15 protein-coding genes, 1 tRNA gene and 1 pseudogene are annotated in these 17,062 nt (G+C 60.8%); 4 read left to right on the top strand and 13 right to left on the bottom strand.

Annotation, left to right across the window (positions count from 1 at the left end; all coding sequences use genetic code 11):
• Window position 1: 1 nt before the first annotated feature.
• Window positions 2-74, bottom strand: a tRNA-Glu gene (locus AC3WJW_RS20045).
• 383 nt (window positions 75-457) lie between these two features.
• On the opposite strand from AC3WJW_RS20045, the gene AC3WJW_RS20040 reads away from it, so the two are divergent.
• Window positions 458-1,216: a hypothetical protein gene (locus AC3WJW_RS20040; protein ID WP_173900808.1), complete on the top strand. Its 759-nt coding sequence runs from the start codon at window positions 458-460 to the stop codon at window positions 1,214-1,216.
• A gap of 168 nt (window positions 1,217-1,384) precedes the next feature.
• On the opposite strand, the gene AC3WJW_RS20035 is transcribed toward AC3WJW_RS20040, so the two are convergent.
• The 4 genes and pseudogenes from AC3WJW_RS20035 to AC3WJW_RS20020 form a co-directional block, all read right to left on the bottom strand.
• Window positions 1,385-2,248, bottom strand: a complete 864-nt coding sequence (locus AC3WJW_RS20035) for a methyl-accepting chemotaxis protein (RefSeq protein WP_371321749.1) — start codon at window positions 2,246-2,248, stop codon at window positions 1,385-1,387.
• A pseudogene (locus AC3WJW_RS20030) lies at window positions 2,246-3,310 on the bottom strand (HAMP domain-containing protein); the annotation flags it as partial. The gene AC3WJW_RS20035 and the pseudogene AC3WJW_RS20030, both read right to left, overlap by 3 nt.
• A 147-nt stretch (window positions 3,311-3,457) precedes the next feature.
• Complete coding sequence (locus AC3WJW_RS20025) at window positions 3,458-4,843, bottom strand: aminotransferase-like domain-containing protein (protein WP_493727095.1); 1,386 nt, start codon at window positions 4,841-4,843, stop codon at window positions 3,458-3,460.
• Between the two features lie 256 nt (window positions 4,844-5,099).
• Window positions 5,100-5,861 (bottom strand): SDR family oxidoreductase, encoded by a 762-nt coding sequence (locus AC3WJW_RS20020; protein ID WP_493727094.1) that lies wholly within the window; start codon window positions 5,859-5,861, stop codon window positions 5,100-5,102.
• A gap of 236 nt (window positions 5,862-6,097) precedes the next feature.
• Between AC3WJW_RS20020 and AC3WJW_RS20015 the strand changes: the two genes are divergently transcribed.
• Entirely contained in the window at window positions 6,098-7,102 is a 1,005-nt protein-coding gene (locus tag AC3WJW_RS20015) for an NADP-dependent oxidoreductase (RefSeq protein WP_493727093.1), read from the top strand.
• An 86-nt stretch (window positions 7,103-7,188) separates the two neighbouring features.
• Here the strand turns inward: AC3WJW_RS20015 and pyrF are convergent, their stop codons facing one another.
• Window positions 7,189-7,887, bottom strand: a complete 699-nt coding sequence (gene pyrF / locus AC3WJW_RS20010; protein WP_165824752.1) for an orotidine-5'-phosphate decarboxylase — start codon at window positions 7,885-7,887, stop codon at window positions 7,189-7,191.
• Between the two features lie 295 nt (window positions 7,888-8,182).
• Between pyrF and AC3WJW_RS20005 the strand changes: the two genes are divergently transcribed.
• Window positions 8,183-8,941: a response regulator gene (locus AC3WJW_RS20005; RefSeq protein ID WP_493727092.1), complete on the top strand. Its 759-nt coding sequence runs from the start codon at window positions 8,183-8,185 to the stop codon at window positions 8,939-8,941.
• Window positions 8,941-9,990 carry a sensor histidine kinase gene (locus AC3WJW_RS20000; protein WP_493727091.1) on the top strand — a complete coding sequence of 350 codons (1,050 nt, stop codon included), beginning with the start codon at window positions 8,941-8,943 and terminating at the stop codon, window positions 9,988-9,990. Before AC3WJW_RS20005 ends, AC3WJW_RS20000 begins: the two co-directional genes overlap by 1 nt.
• A 327-nt stretch (window positions 9,991-10,317) precedes the next feature.
• On the opposite strand, the gene AC3WJW_RS19995 is transcribed toward AC3WJW_RS20000, so the two are convergent.
• From AC3WJW_RS19995 to AC3WJW_RS19965, 7 genes are all read right to left on the bottom strand, one after another.
• Complete coding sequence (locus AC3WJW_RS19995; protein ID WP_493727090.1) at window positions 10,318-11,373, bottom strand: AI-2E family transporter; 1,056 nt, start codon at window positions 11,371-11,373, stop codon at window positions 10,318-10,320.
• Window positions 11,374-11,442: 69 nt separating this feature from the next.
• Window positions 11,443-12,249, bottom strand: a complete 807-nt coding sequence (locus AC3WJW_RS19990) for a DUF4892 domain-containing protein (protein ID WP_493727089.1) — start codon at window positions 12,247-12,249, stop codon at window positions 11,443-11,445.
• Between the two features lie 8 nt (window positions 12,250-12,257).
• Window positions 12,258-12,917 (bottom strand): glutathione S-transferase family protein, encoded by a 660-nt coding sequence (locus AC3WJW_RS19985; RefSeq protein ID WP_493727088.1) that lies wholly within the window; start codon window positions 12,915-12,917, stop codon window positions 12,258-12,260.
• Between the two features lie 50 nt (window positions 12,918-12,967).
• Window positions 12,968-13,822, bottom strand: a complete 855-nt coding sequence (locus AC3WJW_RS19980; protein ID WP_493727087.1) for an alpha/beta hydrolase — start codon at window positions 13,820-13,822, stop codon at window positions 12,968-12,970.
• The gene (locus AC3WJW_RS19975) at window positions 13,819-14,625 is read right to left on the bottom strand and encodes an alpha/beta fold hydrolase (RefSeq protein WP_493727086.1); all 807 of its coding nucleotides are present in this window, start codon (window positions 14,623-14,625) and stop codon (window positions 13,819-13,821) included. Before AC3WJW_RS19975 ends, AC3WJW_RS19980 begins: the two co-directional genes overlap by 4 nt.
• Window positions 14,626-14,751: 126 nt before the next feature.
• On the bottom strand, window positions 14,752-15,195 hold the full coding sequence (locus AC3WJW_RS19970; protein WP_493727085.1) for a hotdog fold thioesterase: 444 nt from the start codon (window positions 15,193-15,195) through the stop codon (window positions 14,752-14,754).
• A gap of 32 nt (window positions 15,196-15,227) precedes the next feature.
• A complete protein-coding gene (locus AC3WJW_RS19965; protein WP_493727084.1) occupies window positions 15,228-16,895 on the bottom strand; it encodes an AMP-binding protein in 1,668 nt (555 codons plus the stop codon).
• Between the last annotated feature and the right edge of the window lie 167 nt (window positions 16,896-17,062).

Genomic DNA, 17,062 nt, shown 5'->3' with positions numbered 1-17,062 from the left:
GCGTCCCCTAGGGGACTCGAACCCCTGTTACCGCCGTGAAAGGGCGGTGTCCTAGGCCACTAGACGAAGGGGACACACTACAACATTCACTCCCTGCTTCGTTTCGCTGTGTGCTTTACGCTGCAAGTGGCGCGCATTCTATGGATGGATTGAGAGGTCGTCAACCCCCTGATATAAATTTATTTAAATCAATGACTTCGCCCTGCTTTTGGACGCCTTTGTGGTTTTTCCGCTGCCCGGTGTTTGACGCCTATATTCTGGCACCCGCCAAGACGTTATAGTCCTCCAGTGATGGCAATCTGTATATTGCGTGCCACCATTTATAGAAGCGAGGCTGCGGCCGATATAGGCGCAGGCATGTCCGATCCAACCCGTCATACGGGCCTAGGCGCTCAAATGCCAAGCCACTAGACTCGCATGCGTACCCTAAAAAGAGGTCTTACCGGTGACGCCACTCATGATCACCCTGCTAGTTGTAGCCGGGATCGCACTGTTGATCGCCATTGGCTACATGAACCATGTGGTGGAAAACAACAAGCTGGAAAAGGCCCGTACCAAGATTGAACTCAATGATCGCCTGCGTCGCTGCGGCGAAATCACCGAGACTTTCCCCGGCCAGTTGATGACCCCGGCACTCAAGCTGTTGGTAACCCGCCTGGAACTGAACGTCTGCCAGCGCCTGCTCAACCTGGAAAAATCCAGTGCCAACCTCAAGGCACGGATCGCCGAACTGGAGGCCCTTGTCGGCCAGGGTGAATCGATCCCGATCAACAATCCGCCGGCACCGATCCAGACCGAAGCCAAGGCCAAGGATGTACGTTTCCTGCTCGAAGCCCTGCACGGGCAAATCACCCGCGCGGCACAGGACGGCTTCCTTCCCCCCAACGAAGCCAAGCGCTGGATTCGTGAAGTGCGCCACATCCTGGTGCTGCTGCACATCGAGTTCTTCAACAACCTCGGCCAGCACTCCCTGCAACAGAACCAGCCAGGGCAGGCTCGCCTGGCATTCGAGCGCGGCGTGCAATACCTGCGCAAGCAACAGGAGCCACAGGTCTACGCCGAGCAACTGGAATACCTGGAAAAACTCCTGGCCCGCGCCAATGACCAGGTCATGGATCGCATTGCGCCGGTCGAAGGCGAGGTCAACCAATTGACCGAAGGCCTCAAGGACGTCGAAGCTGACGCGGACTGGAAAAAGAAAGTGATCTACGACTGATCAGCGAAAACAGAAAAGCCACCGCAAGGTGGCTTTTTTTTGTTCTTCTGTAGGAGCAGCCGGTCGACGCTCGATTGCTCGCGATGGACTCCAGAACACCGCGCTCACCCAGTCAACGCGCGTTGTCTTTGCGGCCATCGCGAGCAATCGAGCGTCGACCGGCTGCTCCTACAGCCTGAAATGCCCCACCATCCCCTTCAGCTCAACCCCCAGTTGCGCCAACTCGATGCTGGAGGCGGCATTGCCCTGCATCGCCAGCGATGATTGATCGGCACTGGCGCGAATACTGGTGACACTGCGGTTGATCTCTTCGGCAACCGAGCTCTGTTCCTCGGCTGCCGCGGCGATCTGCTGGTTCATCTGCTGGATCAACGATACCGCCGCCGCAATACTTCCCAGTGCGCTCTCGGTCTGCAAGGCATCGCTGACCGCCAGCTTCACCAACTCGCCACTGCTCTGGATCTGCTGCACCGACGACTGCGCCGCCGAGCGCAAAGCGCTGACCAGGCGTTCGATTTCCTCGGTCGATTGTTGGGTTCGCCTGGCCAGTGCCCGCACTTCATCGGCCACCACCGCAAAGCCCCTGCCCTGCTCACCCGCACGAGCCGCCTCGATCGCCGCATTCAATGCCAGCAGGTTGGTCTGCTCTGCCACGCTTTTGATCACACTCAAGACCGTGCCGATGTTCTGGATTTCCGCACTCAGGCTTTCAATGCTCGAACTGGCCGAGTTGGCCGAGTCCGCCAACTGCTCGATCCGCGCCATGCTCTGGCGCACCACCTGCTGACCACTTTCAACCTTGCCGTCAGCCGTTTGCGCCGCCAGGGCTGCTTCCTCTGCGTTGCGCGCGACATCATGCACCGTGGCCGTCATCTGATTCATCGCGGTGGCGACCTGTTCGGTTTCCTCTTTCTGCGTGCTGACTTCGAGATTGGTCTGTTCCGTCACTGCCGACAGCGATTGGGCGGAAGTGGCCAGCTGTTCGATACCCGACTGCAAGCCGCTGACGATATGGCTGAGCCCCGCGCCCATTTGTTGCATGGCCTGCATCAACTGGCCAATTTCGTCACGACGGGTCACGTCGATGGTCGCACTCAAATCCCCTGAAGCAATCTGCTGCGCCACCTGGATCACACTGCGCAGCGGCGCCACGATCAACCGGGTGATGAACCACGCAGCAACCAGCCCGACCAGCAACGCCAGAGCGGAAGAGCCAAGAATCAGCATCGAGTTCTTTTTCAGTTCGGCCTGCATCGCCTGATCTTCAGCGACATAAGCCAGATCCACCCGTTCAACCACTTGGGCTGCGCGTTGGTGCAACTGTTGATAAACGGTTTTTTCCTGTTCAAGCAGGCCGGTGTACTCGGCGAGCTTGTCACTGAAACCGGCGATATGACCCGTGACCTCATTGAGGACGGTCTGGTAACCCTCGTCCTTGACCGTGGTCTTGAGCTGCTCGGCCTGGGCCAATGCCTGGCTGGCCTGTTCGATCTTGCCCTGCCCGGCGCTGTCGTCACCTTTGCGACTTTGATCCAGGCGCACGCGCGCTTCATTCATGGCTTGCAGCATCAAGCGTGAAACCTGGCTGACCTGACCGGCCTGCTCTATGAATTGCGCGCCGTCCTTGCCTTCGGAATCTTTCAGCGTATAAGCGCCGTCATCGGCGAGCCCGGATTGCAATACATCAAGATTATTGGCCACGCTGGACACCGACCAACTGGCCATTTCCAGCGCCAGGTCCTTGGCCTGGGTGAGCGAGACAAACTCGTCGAAGGCCTTGCGATAGGCACCCAGGGACTGTTCGACATCATTCATCACCGGCACGTTGGCCGCCGACGCGGCCTTGAGCTGTCCGGCCAGAGCAATCAAGCCATCGACGCCCTCGTGCAGGGCATCGACGGTTTTCGGATTGCCGTGCAAGGCGTATTCCTGCTCCAGCAGCCGGACCTTGAGCAAACCGCTGTTGAGCGATGACATTTGCTTGAGCCCGTCGAAGCGCTGGCTGATGGTTTGCAGGGACCACACGCCAATGCCCGCCACCAGCGCAGTCAACAACAGCACCAGGACAAACCCGACACCCAGTTTTTTCGCCATACCGAGGTTGGCAAAACGTCCTTGCACGGCCGAATTCATTGCACTTAGTCCCCTGCCAAAGTCTGTAGACGCAGATTCGCAACGGGCCAGTGGCAACACAAGGCTCTGGCGCCGGAATAATGGCAAAAAGCTACGCCAACGTCGTTTTCAGAACGCTTGAGGTCGATCCCGAGCAGTGGCCTGAAAGAACGCACGGGCACGCGGGTCGCAGGCATAGGCCACATTGATACGCTGCCAGTCACTGGCCCCACCCGAGGCGTTGAAGGCGCCCTTCGATGACAACACCACACCCAGACGCCGTGCCCGGGCCAGCACCTGATCGTAGTCGGACATTCGTGATCGCGCCCAGATAAACAGGCCTCCCGCCGGTTTGCCGAAGACTTCCCATTCGGCATCCTCGAGCATTTGCAACACCGCCAGCCGGTCGTTGTTCAAGCGTTGGCGCTGACGTTGCACCAGTTTGCCGTAGGCTCCATTAGCCAACAGGCACGCCAGCACCGACTCGCAAAATCGTGAGGCGCCCATGCCAGAGATCATCTTGACCTCGGCCAGACGCGTAATGACTGCGCAATCGGCCACCACGAAACCGACCCGCAAGGAACTGCTGAGGGTCTTGGAATAGCTGCCCACGTAGATCACGTTGTCGTCCAGCGCAGCCAGTCGTGTACCGCAACCGCTGCGCAAATCCGCATAGACGTCGTCCTCGATCACCTGCACGCCAAAGGCCCTGGCCAGTTGCAGCACGCGACGCGCCACCCCGGGTGAAAGGTTGCTGCCGGTCGGGTTGTGAAAGAAGCTATTGATGAGCAGCCCTTGAGGCCGGTGCTTGGCCAGCATCGATTCGAGCACGTCCACGTCCGGCCCGCGCGGGGTTCGTGGCACCTCGACCATGTGGATGCCTTGCAGCCTGAGCAGATCGAACAGCACTGGATAACCGGGACTCTCCACGACCACACAATCACCGGCCTTGAACAGTGTCCGCACTATCAGGTCGAGCCCTTGACTGGCACCCACCGTGGTCATGATCCGGTTGTCCTGTACCGGGATGTCCAGCTGCCTGAGGCGCTTGAGTATCTGTTGCCGCAAGGCTGGCAAACCCAGCGGTGTGCTGTAGTTGAACAGACTGGCCGTATCGGTACGACTGACTTGCCGGATCGCGTAGATCAGATCGTCGGTCTCGCGCCAGCTTTCAGGCAGCCCGCCACAGCCCAGCCTCAGCTCACCCGACCACGGCCCATACTCGGGTCCGGTCCCCTCAAACCACACAGGCTCGTGCCTTGCGTTCGTGACCGATGCCGGGTCGGCAACTGTATAGCCGGCCCCATGACCTGACACCAGCATCCCCTGCGTCACCAGGCGTTCACAGGCCTGGGTGACGTTTGACTGACTGAGCAAATTGATTCGTGCAATCTGTCGCACCGAAGGCAGGCGCGTACCGGGCGATACCCCGCTGGAATGCAGCCAGCCGGTCAGTGCGTCAACAATTTGCTGTACGACGGGCACCAGCGCCTGTCGGTCGATTCTCAACTCCATGAGCAAGCAAACTCCTGTTGATTTTGCGAGAAGCAGTTAATCACAGGAGGGTTCGAAGGCATGTGCGACAACGCCGCCAAAACCATTCGATCTAATTATTTGAAACACATTGCCCACCCCGGAACCAAAAAACTGTGGGAGCGAGCCTGCTCGCGAAAGCGGTGTGTCAGCCGATATTAATTTCGACTGATACGCCCTCTTCGCGAGCAGGCTCGCTCCCACAGGTTCCGCATGTATTCAGTATCGGTGCCTCGTTTTAAAACGCGGTAACGCCACCATCCACGGCCAATGAGTGCCCTGTGGTGAACGCCGCGCCATCGCTGCACAGATACAGCACCGCGCTGGCGATCTCTTCGACCTTGCCGATGCGACCGACCGGATGCATGGCGTTGGCGAACTCGGCTTTTTTCGGGTCGGCTTCATAAGCGCGACGGAACATGTCGGTGTCGATCACCGCCGGGCACACGGCGTTGACCCGGATCTTTTTCTTGGCGTACTCAATGGCCGCCGACTTGGTCAGGCCGATCACCGCATGCTTGGAGGCTGCGTAGATGCTCATTTTCGGCGCTGCCCCGAGGCCCGCCACCGATGCCGTATTGACAATCGCGCCGCCCCCTTGGGCCAGCAGCAGCGGCAACTGGTACTTCATGCACAGCCAGACGCCTTTGACGTTGACGCCCATGATCGCGTCGAACTCGTCGAGCGAACCGTCGGCCAGCTTGCCTTTCTCGATTTCGATGCCGGCATTGTTGAAGGCATAGTCGAGACGACCGTAAGTATTGATCACCTCCTCCATCAGATTTTTAACATCGCTTTCCAGGGTAACGTTGCAGCGCATGAAGGTCGCCTCGCCACCGGCCGCACGAATCAGCGCCACCGTGCCCTCGCCGCCCGCCGTGTCCATATCGGCCACTACGACCTTAAGGCCCTCGGCGGCAAATGCCTGGGCGGTCGCGCGGCCAATACCGGCCGCCCCGCCTGTTACCACAACCACCTGGCCGGAAAACGTCATGCTCATTGTTATGTCCTCGAAGAGAAGTAAGCGGGGAATCGCGCAGGACCAGTCTATCCATGGAGCTGCTGAACGCGGCAGCACTATCAGGACTCCGGTTGGGCGCCCATGAGTTGCAGTGATGGAACTGCCGTACCAACTATCACTGCACTGGATCAACCTGCATTCGCCGCATCAGCCGAACTTGCGGCATCGGCGCTGACCGGCTATCAACAAAGCTTCATTCATCTTGAGTGCCTGTCATGACCTCCCAGACCAATCGCCAATTCCTGCTCGCCAAACGTCCGGTTGGCGCGGCGACCCGCGAGACATTCACCTACCAGGAAGTACCGGTCGGCGAGCCGGCGGTGGGCCAGATCCTGGTCGAAAACCAATACCTGTCCCTGGATCCGGCCATGCGCGGCTGGATGAACGAGGGCAAGTCCTACATCCCGCCGGTCGGACTCGGCGAAGTCATGCGCGCCTTGGGCGTGGGCAAAGTCATCGCGTCGAACAATCCGGGCTTCGCGGTCGGGGACTACGTTAACGGCGCCCTCGGGGTGCAGGATTTTTTCCTCGGCGAGCCGCGAGGTTTCTACAAGGTCGATCCGAAACTGGCACCGCTGCCACGTTACCTGTCAGCGCTGGGCATGACCGGGATGACGGCCTACTTCGCCCTGCTCGACGTTGGCGCGCCGAAGGCCGGTGACACCGTGGTGCTCTCGGGTGCGGCGGGCGCCGTGGGCAGCATTGCCGGGCAGATCGCCAAGATCAAAGGCTGCCGGGTGGTTGGCATCGCCGGCGGCGCGGACAAGTGCAAGTTCCTGATCGATGAACTGGGTTTCGACGGTGCTATCGACTACAAGAGCGAAGACGTCCTCGCCGGCCTCAAGCGCGAGTGCCCGAAAGGTGTCGACGTGTATTTCGATAATGTGGGTGGTGACATTCTCGACGCGGTGTTGAGCCGCCTGAACATGAAGGCGCGGGTGGTGATTTGCGGTGCCATCAGCCAGTACAACAACAAGGAAGCGGTCAAGGGGCCGGCCAATTACCTGTCGCTGCTGGTCAACCGCGCACGCATGGAAGGTTTTGTGGTGATGGACTACGCCGCCCAATATGCCAGCGCCGCCCAGGAAATGGCCGGCTGGATGGCCAAGGGGCAGCTCAAGAGCAAGGAAGACATCGTCGAAGGTCTGGAGACGTTCCCGGAGACGCTGATGAAATTGTTCAACGGCGAGAATTTCGGGAAGCTGGTGCTGAAGGTTTAAAAGCGATAGATCAAAAGATCGCAGGCTGCGCCAGCTCCTACAGGAAAACGCGATCCCATGTAGGAGCTGCCGAAGGCTGCGATCTTTTAAGCGAGTTCGGCCACTACGTCGGCCAACGCCTTCGCCGGATCCGCCGCCTGGCTGATCGGACGGCCGATCACCAGATAGTCGGAACCGGCATCCAGTGCCTGACGCGGGGTGAGGATACGGCGCTGATCGTCTTGGGCACTGCCCGCCGGACGAATCCCCGGAGTCACCAGTTGCAGCGACGGATGTGCCGATTTCAGCGCCTGGGCTTCCAGGGCCGAGCACACCAGTCCGTCCATACCGGCTTTTTCCGCCAGGGCGGCCAGGCGCAGGACCTGCTCTTGCGGCTCGATGTCCAGACCGATACCGGCCAGATCTTCACGCTCCATGCTGGTCAACACGGTCACGCCGATCAGCAGTGGTTTGGGACCGCTGCGCTGATCCAGCACTTCACGGCACGCGGCCATCATGCGCAGGCCACCGGAGCAATGCACGTTGACCATCCACACGCCCATTTCCGCAGCGGCCTTGACGGCCATCGCGGTGGTGTTCGGGATGTCGTGGAACTTGAGGTCCAGGAACACTTCGAAACCCTTGTCGCGCAGGGTGCCGACGATTTCGGAAGCGCAGCTGGTGAAGAGTTCCTTACCGACTTTGACCCGGCACAGCTTCGGGTCCAACTGATCGGCCAGCTTCAGTGCGGCGTCACGGGTAGGGAAATCCAGGGCGACGATGATAGGAGTCTGGCAGGCGGACATGAGTGGGCTCTCAGGCAAGTCGAAATCGGCGCGCATTGTAGCGGAACCAGCGCCGCTGCGGGACCCGATGATCGGTAAATCGTCGAAACGGCTCAGGCAAGACTAGCCCCGAGGCTATTGTGTCGAGTTCGATACACACACGACACGCCCGCAACACCCGGGCCGGCTACCCTCGGCAACCGCAACAGGTCCCTGCAACAGCACTTCCCGCCTCAGGGCCGGACGCCTATGCTGGAACCACAACCTCGCCGCCTATCTTTGTGGTTGGCAGCCTACCTGGCAGATGAACGCACGCATGCACAACACCCAAGCACCCGTGAACGACGACCAAAAGACGCCCGGTGACGACAGACGCTGGAGCATTCGTGCCCTGATCGTCGACGATGACGTGCCGATCCGCGAATTGATGATCGACTACCTGGCCCGGTTCAACATCCACGCCAGCGGCGTCACCGATGGCGCCGCGATGCGCCAGGCAATGCAGACGGAGCATTTCGACGTGGTGGTACTCGACCTGATGCTGCCAGGCGAGGACGGTCTGTCACTGTGCCGCTGGCTGCGCGCCGAGTCGGACATCCCGATCCTGATGCTCACCGCCCGCTGCGAACCCACCGACCGGATCATCGGCCTCGAGCTGGGCGCCGACGACTACATGGCCAAGCCGTTCGAGCCCCGCGAGCTGGTGGCGCGGATCCAGACCATCCTGCGTCGGGTACGCGATGACCGCAGCGAACAGCGGGCGAACATTCGCTTCGACAATTGGCGCCTGAACAGCGTGCTGCGGCAACTGATTGCCGACGATGGCCTGGTGGTACCGCTGTCCAATGCCGAATTCCGCCTGCTCTGGGTGTTTATCGAACGTCCGCGCCGGGTGCTCAGCCGTGAACAACTGCTGGACGCCGCCCGTGGTCGTTCGATTGAAGCCTTTGACCGCAGCATCGACCTGCTGGTGTCGCGTCTGCGCCAGAAACTCGGCGACGATCCCAAGGCTCCGCAGTTGATCAAGACCGTTCGTGGCGAGGGTTACCTGTTCGATGCCCGAGACATCGGCTGATGCGCGGGCGCTTCGATACGCTGTTCGGCCGCCTGTTTGGTGTGTTGCTGCTGGCGATTATCCTCGCGCACCTGCTGGCCTTTGCCTGGTTTCATCATTACGGTCCGCCACCGCCGCCACGTCCACCGGAGTTTTCCGAAGGCCTGGAAGGACCACGCCCACCACTGGACCCACGCTTCGAGAAACGGCCGCCACGACCGTGGTTCGGCGGCCCCCTGGTGCCGCTGACCTTTCAATTGGTCTCGCTGATCATTGCCGCCTGGTACGGCGCCAAACTGCTGAGCCGGCCAATCCAGCGCCTGAGCGACGCAGCCGAGCGCTTGAGCGAGAACCTCGACAGCCCGCCGCTGGAAGAGTCGGGGCCACGGGAAGCGCGGCAAGCGGCGCACACCTTCAACAAAATGCAGCGGCGCATCCTTGAACAGGTCCAGCAGCGCTCGCGCATGCTCGGCGCCGTGTCCCACGATCTGCGCACACCGCTGTCGCGCCTCAAGCTGCGGCTGGAGAAAATCGACGACGACAAGCTGCAAGGCCAGATGCGCCAGGACCTCGACGACATGATCAACATGCTCGACGCCACCCTCACCTACCTGCATGAACAGCGTACCAGCGAAGCTCAACAGTGGATGGACGTGCAGGCGCTGGTGGAGTCCCTGAGTGAAAATGCCCAGGACCAGGGAGCAGACGTCCAGGCCAGCGGTCACTGTGCCCCGCTGCAAGTGCAGCCGATGGCCCTGCGCTCCTGCATCAACAACCTGATGGACAATGCCCTGCGCTATGCCGGGCAGGCGCGGATCATCTTGGAAGACCATCGCGAACAACTGGTGATCCGGGTCATCGACCATGGACCGGGTATCGCCGCCGAACAACGTGAAGCCGTGTTCGAACCCTTCTTTCGCCTTGAAGGCTCGCGTAATCGCAACTCCGGCGGCGTTGGCCTGGGCATGACCATTGCCCGCGAGGCCGCGCAACGAATGGGCGGGCAATTAACGTTGGAAGAGACGCCAGGTGGCGGGCTGACGGCCGTGATTCGCCTGCCGCGTACCTGATACCCCCACCGGCCCTTCTGAAGGAGCGAGCTTGCTCGCGATAGAGGTCAACGATGATGCGGGGAGCCTGACACCCCGCGGTGCTCTCAGGTTTTTCGTCGGAACGCCGCCCGGAGCAACGTGCTCCCCTGTAGGAGCTGCCGGAGGCTGCGATCTTTTGATCTTGATCTTCAGCAATCTCCAGATCGCAAAATCAAAATCAAAAGATCGCAGCCTCCGGCAGCTCCTACAGATATTTCGTTATCTGTGTTCCCCCGGGATTCCGTGAAGAACCCAAAAAAAGCCCACTACCCCTCAGCGGTTCAATGGACTACGGCCCCTGGAACTTCAGGGCAGGCGATCCTCAGCCCGTGCCTGAGTCTTGCTCCAGTCAATCAACAGGCTATAGGCCACCGCCAGCAATGTCGGGCCGATGAACAGGCCGATGAAGCCAAAGGCAATCAACCCGCCAAACACCCCAAGCAGCACAATGACCAGCGGCAGGTTACCGCCACGGCTGATCAGGTAGGGCTTGAGCACGTTGTCGACACCGCTGATGACGAATGTGCCCCAGACTCCGAGGAATATGGCCATTCCGTACTCGCCTTTCCAGGCCAGCCACGCGGTCGCCGGAATCCACACCAGCGGCGGCCCCATCGGGATCAGGCTGAGCATGAAGGTCACGATGCCGAGCACCAGCGCACCCGGTACGCCGGCAACCAGGAACCCGATCAGCGCCAGGATCGCCTGGGCCGCGGCTGTGCCGATCACACCGTTCACCACCCGCTGTACCGTGCCTGCCACCAGTTCAATGTAGTAGCCGGCCCGTTGACCGATCAGCCGTTCCAGCAATGTGTGCACAAACGCCGCCAGGCGCGGTCCGTCCCGATAGAAAAAGAACACGAAGACGATGCTCAGGGTCAGTTCGAGAATACCGCCGCCGATCTGCGCGCTGCGCGCCAGCAACCAGTTACCCATCTGTCCCAGATAAGGCTTGAGCGACACCATCATCGCCGCGCCCTGCTCATCGATGCTGTTCCAGAGTCCGACCAGCCGCTCGCCTACCAGGGGAATCGAACCCAGCCAGACCGGTGCTTCGGGCAGCCCCTCGACCTGCGCATCCTTGATGAATGCGGTGGCATCACGCACATGATCGGCGAGGTTGAAACCCAGCCACACCAGCGGTGCCGCAACCAGCACCATCCAGCCCAGCGTCAGCAATGCCGCCGCCAGAGACTCGCGGCCATTGAGCCAACGGGTCAGCAGGCGCATCAGCGGCCAACTGGCGAATGCCAGGACTGCGCCCCAGAACATCGCCGACCAGAACGGTGCCATCACCCAGAAGCTCGCGCCGAACAGCACGACGAGCAGGATCTGCACCAACAGGCGATCGTTATTGATCATTGAAAATCCCGAAAATATCAGTCAGCAAAAGAGTAGACGAACGCAGCGTGCACGCTCGCCCGGTACAGCCTACCGCAATAGCTCGATATGCAGGCCAGAGCCTTCGGCACTGCCGGTTTCCATCCGCGCGGCACGCACGCCCTGGGCAATCAGTGCCTGACGCCAGGCTTCGGCGTTCGCTCCGGAAATGCTGACCCGCAAGGTGGTGTCCAGATTCAGTCCGCGGGAAATCAGGCGCAGCCAGGTCTCGTCTGGTGCGCTGTTCAACGCGGAAAAATCAAGTTCGCCGGTGCTCTTGAGTTCACGCAGCAAGGTCGCGGAGGTCGGCAACAACTCGCCCAGCGGTGCCGTAGCGTCGAACTGCTCGACATGCAGGTAAGCCTTGCGATTTCCGCGGGTGATGCTGTACAGCGCGACGAGCGTGTTATCCCGTGGCGCGGCAAGTCGCAGCAGCAGATAGGCTTGTTGATCGTCGGCACCGTACAGCTTGGCGTTGCCGAAGACTTCATTGGCCCAGAGGCTGCTTTCGCCGCAATCGCGTGCCTGGCACCAAAAGAGCAACCCGGCGTCCTGCTTTTGCAAAGCCTCGCGGGCGGCGGTGAACGCCTCGATGGATGAATGCTCCGGTGGCAACTCGTAGGTCACCGAAGTGACGTTGCCACGGGCACTGACCTGACCGTCGAAACGTAACTGGCCACTGATCTTGCGGATCGAGCCCAAGGGGTAGATCCGCTCCAGTTCGGCAACGGGGCGATAGTCGACAATCTGGGCGTCGACCATGCGCGGCACTATAGGCAGGTCCTGACTGCCCGGAAGATCGGCGGCAAACAACAAGGGACTGAAACTGCACAGCACCAGCAAACTGAATGAACGCATGGATAGACTCATCGGATCAGCATGGCCTGGGCGCCCTTGATGACACTGGCTTCATCGGCGCGTTGCGGTACCTGCAGACCACGCTGCACCGCCGGCCGGGCCTCCAGGGTTGCCATCCAGCGTTGCAACGCCGTCAAGCCCTCCACCGGGACGCCCGACCACTCGTAACCGCGCACCCATGGAAAAGTGGCGATATCGGCAATGCTGTATTCGCCGGCGAGGAACTCCACGCTTTGCAAACGCGTGTCGAGCACTTCATAGAGGCGACGGGTCTCGTGCTGATAGCGGTCGATGGCGCCCTGGAGTTTTTCCGGAAAGTAGCGGAAGAACACATTGGCCTGGCCCTGCATCGGGCCGATGCCCCCCATCTGGAACATCAGCCACTGCAACACCAGCGAACGCCCCTTCGGGTCGCTCGGCATCAGTTTGCCGGTCTGTTCAGCGAGGTAAATCAGGATGGCGCCGGACTCGAACACGGCGAAATCGCCGTTGGCGCGGTCGACAATCGCCGGAATCCGGCCATTGGGGTTGATCTTGAGGAAGTCCGCGGACTTCTGCTCCTTCTTGTCGAAACTCAAGGCATGCACCCTGTAGGGCAGGCCGAGTTCCTCGAGCACGATAGAGACCTTGTGGCCATTCGGGGTCGCAGCGGTGTAGAGATCTATCATGGTTGTCTCCCTTTTCAACCCGCCAAGCCTCGACAGTTGCCCGGCGCAAGTCAAGGAATGGCGAAAAACCGATTGAAACAGTCTGCGACAAGATCGGCACCGGACTCGTCATTCAGGTGCAAATGGTGTCCGCCTGGCAGCTGTTCCCGGCTAAAGGGTAGACGCTCCAGCAACTCGGGGTGTTTGGCGAGCATGCCGTCGGCAGCGACCACCAGCGTTGCAGGACACTTGATCCGCTGGACGAACGCCATGGCCTGCTCGGTGGTCAGGCGCAGTGGCGATGGCAGCGTGAGGCGATTGTCGGTGCGCCAGGTATACCCACCCGATACCGGCATCAGACCACGCTGCGCCAACAGTTCCGCAGCCTCGCGGCTGACCGCCACCAGGCCCTTCATGCGCGCTTCGATGGCTCGGTCGAGGGTGTCGTAGACCGGTTTGCGCTTCTCCCGCAGATCCAGTTGTGCCTGCAGGGCCATGCCCATGCGCTCGGCAGCGTTTTCACCCTTGTCTGTAGGAGGAATGATGCCGTCGATCAACGCCAGATGGGTGACCCGCTCGGGCATCGACCCGGCGATGATCAGCGAAGCGATGGCGCCCATCGAATGCCCCATCAGCGCAAATTTCTTCAGTCCAAGCTGTTCGGCGACTTGCAGCACATCGTGGGCATAGTCCCACATGGCGTAACCGGCTCCCGGCGGGCGATGCCCGGAATGACCGTGACCGGCCATGTCCAGCGCGATGATGCGCAGACCTTTGAGTTTGGGGGCCAGTCGGGCAAAGCTGTTGGCGTTGTCCAGCCAGCCATGCAGGGCAATGACCGGCAAACCGCCCTCAGGACCGAACAGGTGTGCCGCCAGCTCAATGTGCGGCAGGCTCAGGCGAACTTCTTCGACGGCGTGGCTCATGCGCAATCCTGTTGTCGACGGCCGTCCCAGCGATGGAACAGGCCTTTGAGCATTTGCGCGGTATCAAGGGGACGCTCGAGCGGAAACATGTGGCCGCCGGGCATGGTCAACGACTCGCCCAACGGCAGGCGGTCGACCGAACTGGCGTGATGGCGCATCACCACGCGGCTGTTGTGCCCGCGAACCACCGCCAGCGGCACTTGCAACTTGCGGGTGCTGCCCGGGCTGGTGTGCGGCACGCCGCGATAGATGCTGATTTCCGTGGCCGGATCGAACCGCAGGCGCAGTTTGTCGCCGACCTGGTGCAAGCCATGTTGCAGGTAGGCATCGAAGCATTCGGGGTCGAAACCGCGAAACAGGGTTTTACCGGCAAAGTATTTCCGGGCGCTTTCCAGGTCGGCGAACTCTTCACGGCGGCCCAGGGTACGGCCGGCCGGCGTCAGGCGGTCGATGAAGCCGAAGCGTTTGGCCGCACGTATGACCCATTGATCGGCTCGGGTCAGCACTGGCGAGTCGAGCATCACCACCCCTCGATACAACTCGGGGCAGCGCAAGGCCGCATGCAGGTGCAACACCCCGCCGAAGGAGTGACCGACGCCCCACACGGGCTCGGCCTGTTGTTGCAGGTGATGGATCAGCTCATCCACCAGGTTGTACCAGTTATCGTCCGCCGGATAACGCTGGTCGTGGGCGTGCTGCTCCAGATGCGTCACCTGAAACTCGGGTGCCAGCGCCGCAAACAACTTGCCGTAGGTCCCCGAAGGAAAACCATTGGCGTGGGCGAAAAAGATCTGTTGCGACATACCTGCAAATCCATGAGCGAGAACAGACGTTGATTGTCCGTAAGACCGCTTCCTACAGCAATGACCATAACTACCAGGAAGGGTGGCAGGAGCTGCCGCAGACTGCGATCTTTTGATTTCAAACCGTCAACGTAACGGAGGTTTCTCACCCAACGGCACCACCGCCATGGTCAACCGCGACACACAACTGGCCTTGCCCTCATCGCTGGTCAACCGAATGTCCCAGACATGGGTCGTGCGGCCGATATGGATCGGCTTGGCCACCGCCGTCACCCGCCCGCTGCGCAGGCCGCGCAAATGGTTGGCGTTGATTTCCAGACCCACGCAATAGAACTTGCTGGCATCGATGCACAGGTAGCTGGCCATCGAGCCGACCGATTCGGCCAGCACCACCGAGGCACCGCCATGCAGCAAGCCGTAAGGCTGATGGGTACGGTGATCGATGACCATGCTGGCGGTCAGGGACTCATCGTCGAAGGACTCAAAACGGATGTCCAGCAGTTCGCCGATCGTATTTTTCTGGATTGCGTTCAACTGTTCGATGTTGGGAGTGGTGCGCCACAGACTCATCGCAGGGTTTCCTTGTCGGTTTTGTTGGTGGATCAATCCTGCCACAGCACCGCTTCGCTGCGCTCGCTCCATTCTTCAAAACGCTCACCGTACGCCGCTTCGATCACGTTGCGCTTGATCTTCAGCGTCGGGGTGAGAAAGCCGTTTTCAACGGCCCAACTGTCCTTGACCACCACCAGGCGCCGCAGCCGCTCATGTTTGTCGAGGTCGCCGTTGACCTCTTCCAGCAGCTTTTCCAAGCTCGAATGCAAACCGGCGCGTGCAGCTCCGCCGGCATCCTGTTGGCCAACCGCCGACAACACGCACAAACCCAGCGGTGCACTCAAGCCATCACCCACCACGCAGACCTGCTCGATGCGCGAATGCACGGCCAGGCGATTTTCAATCGGTGCCGGCGCCACGTATTTGCCTTTGCTGGTCTTGAAGATTTCCTTCAGGCGCCCGGTCAGGCGCAGATTGCCTTCGGCGTCCTGCTCGCCCTTGTCGCCGGTGCGCAGGAAGCCGTCCTCGGTAATGGTGTCAGCGGTTTTTTCCGGTTCCTTGAAATAGCCGAGCATGGTCGCGCCACTGCGCACCATGACCTCCCCCGTCTCGGCGATCCGCACTTCAACTTCCGGGCAGGGCTTGCCGATCCAGCCTGGTTTGTTCTGGCCCGGCATGCCGATGTGGGAGTAACCGCAACTCTCGGTCATGCCGTAGACCTCCAGCACGTCCAGTCCCAGTTTGCGGTACCACTGCAACAAGGTTTGCGGCACCGGAGCCGCACCGGACAACGCGATGCGCAACGCATCCAGACCCAGCCCGGCGAGGACTTTATGCCCGACCCGTTTGCCGATGATCGGCAGGCCGAGCAGGAAGTCGAGGCGTTTTGCCGGGATCTTGCTGTACACGCCCATCTGGAATTTGGTCCAGATGCGCGGCACGCCAAACAGTGCGGTCGGGCGCGCACGCTGCAGGTCGGTGAGAAAAGTGTCCAGGCTTTCGGCGAAAAATACCGTCTGGCCGGTATAGATCGACGCCAGTTCGACGAACATCCGCTCGGCAACGTGGCACAGCGGCAGGTAGGACAACAACCGGTCCGACTCGTTGAGGCCAAACAACGCAGTGCCGCGTGTGGTGGCAAAGCCCAGATTGCCGAAGCTGTGCATCACGCCTTTGGGCATGCCCGTGGTGCCGGAGGTGTAAATGATGGTCGCCAGTTGATCGGCGGCAGGTTTCGGATCGTCCTGGATCGGCGAGCTGCCTTGCAGGTCGGCCCAGCTGAAATCGAACGTACCCGGCGGATGCAGGGGCAGGCTGATGGTCGGCAGGTCGGGGCTGACGCCACGGGACATGCCTGGCCAATCATCGAGCTTGCCGATGAACGCCAGCGCCGCTTCCGAGTGTTCGAGCACCTGGGCAACCGACTCGGCGGTGAGGTTGGGGTACAACGGCACCGACACATGCCCGGCCATCCAGATCGCCAGGTCGGCGATGATCCAGTGCGCACAGTTCTTCGAGATCAGGGCTATGTGGCTGCCCTGCGGCAACTCCCGCGCTCGCAACCAATGGGCCGCGCAACGGGCCTGATGACCGACGTCCGCCCAGGTCAAGGTCTCGACCCGGCCGCCTCCGACAGGCTGGACCAGGAAGCGCTGGCGGGGGTGACGGGCCTCACGCTCGTAGAAAACGTCCAGCGGCAAACGAAAAGCAGCAGACATGACTCGCTCCTGTGTTTTTGTTCTGGAGCAAGCGTAGTCAACCAAGCAAGTGCTTGGTTGACTATTTCATACAAAATTTTTCGAGTTATGACGTACCTGTGGGAGCGTGGCTTGCCCGCGATGCAGGCTCCGCGGTTTATCAGGTATGACCGAGTCGATGCCTTCGC

The organism is Pseudomonas sp. GW821-FHT07G06, from assembly GCF_058986625.1.
Note: the sequence above shows the minus strand (reverse complement) of the source record. Positions and strands in the feature narration are given on the sequence as shown.

Bases quoted from the DNA above. Each gene is read 5' to 3' on its own strand.
- AC3WJW_RS19990 (WP_493727089.1), bottom strand. From the start codon at position 12,249: ATGCGTTCATTCAGTTTGCTGGTGCTGTGCAGTTTCAGTCCCTTGTTG.
- AC3WJW_RS20005 (WP_493727092.1), top strand. From the start codon at position 8,183: ATGCACAACACCCAAGCACCCGTGAACGACGACCAAAAGACGCCCGGT.
- AC3WJW_RS19965 (WP_493727084.1), bottom strand. From the start codon at position 16,895: ATGTCTGCTGCTTTTCGTTTGCCGCTGGACGTTTTCTACGAGCGTGAG.
- AC3WJW_RS20015 (WP_493727093.1), top strand. From the start codon at position 6,098: ATGACCTCCCAGACCAATCGCCAATTCCTGCTCGCCAAACGTCCGGTT.
- AC3WJW_RS20040 (WP_173900808.1), top strand. From the start codon at position 458: ATGATCACCCTGCTAGTTGTAGCCGGGATCGCACTGTTGATCGCCATT.
- AC3WJW_RS20025 (WP_493727095.1), bottom strand. From the start codon at position 4,843: ATGGAGTTGAGAATCGACCGACAGGCGCTGGTGCCCGTCGTACAGCAA.
- AC3WJW_RS20020 (WP_493727094.1), bottom strand. From the start codon at position 5,861: ATGAGCATGACGTTTTCCGGCCAGGTGGTTGTGGTAACAGGCGGGGCG.
- AC3WJW_RS19970 (WP_493727085.1), bottom strand. From the start codon at position 15,195: ATGAGTCTGTGGCGCACCACTCCCAACATCGAACAGTTGAACGCAATC.
- AC3WJW_RS19985 (WP_493727088.1), bottom strand. From the start codon at position 12,917: ATGATAGATCTCTACACCGCTGCGACCCCGAATGGCCACAAGGTCTCT.
- pyrF (WP_165824752.1), bottom strand. From the start codon at position 7,887: ATGTCCGCCTGCCAGACTCCTATCATCGTCGCCCTGGATTTCCCTACC.
- AC3WJW_RS20035 (WP_371321749.1), bottom strand. From the start codon at position 2,248: ATGGGCGCGGGGCTCAGCCATATCGTCAGCGGCTTGCAGTCGGGTATC.
- AC3WJW_RS19995 (WP_493727090.1), bottom strand. From the start codon at position 11,373: ATGATCAATAACGATCGCCTGTTGGTGCAGATCCTGCTCGTCGTGCTG.
- AC3WJW_RS19980 (WP_493727087.1), bottom strand. From the start codon at position 13,822: ATGAGCCACGCCGTCGAAGAAGTTCGCCTGAGCCTGCCGCACATTGAG.
- AC3WJW_RS19975 (WP_493727086.1), bottom strand. From the start codon at position 14,625: ATGTCGCAACAGATCTTTTTCGCCCACGCCAATGGTTTTCCTTCGGGG.
- AC3WJW_RS20000 (WP_493727091.1), top strand. From the start codon at position 8,941: ATGCGCGGGCGCTTCGATACGCTGTTCGGCCGCCTGTTTGGTGTGTTG.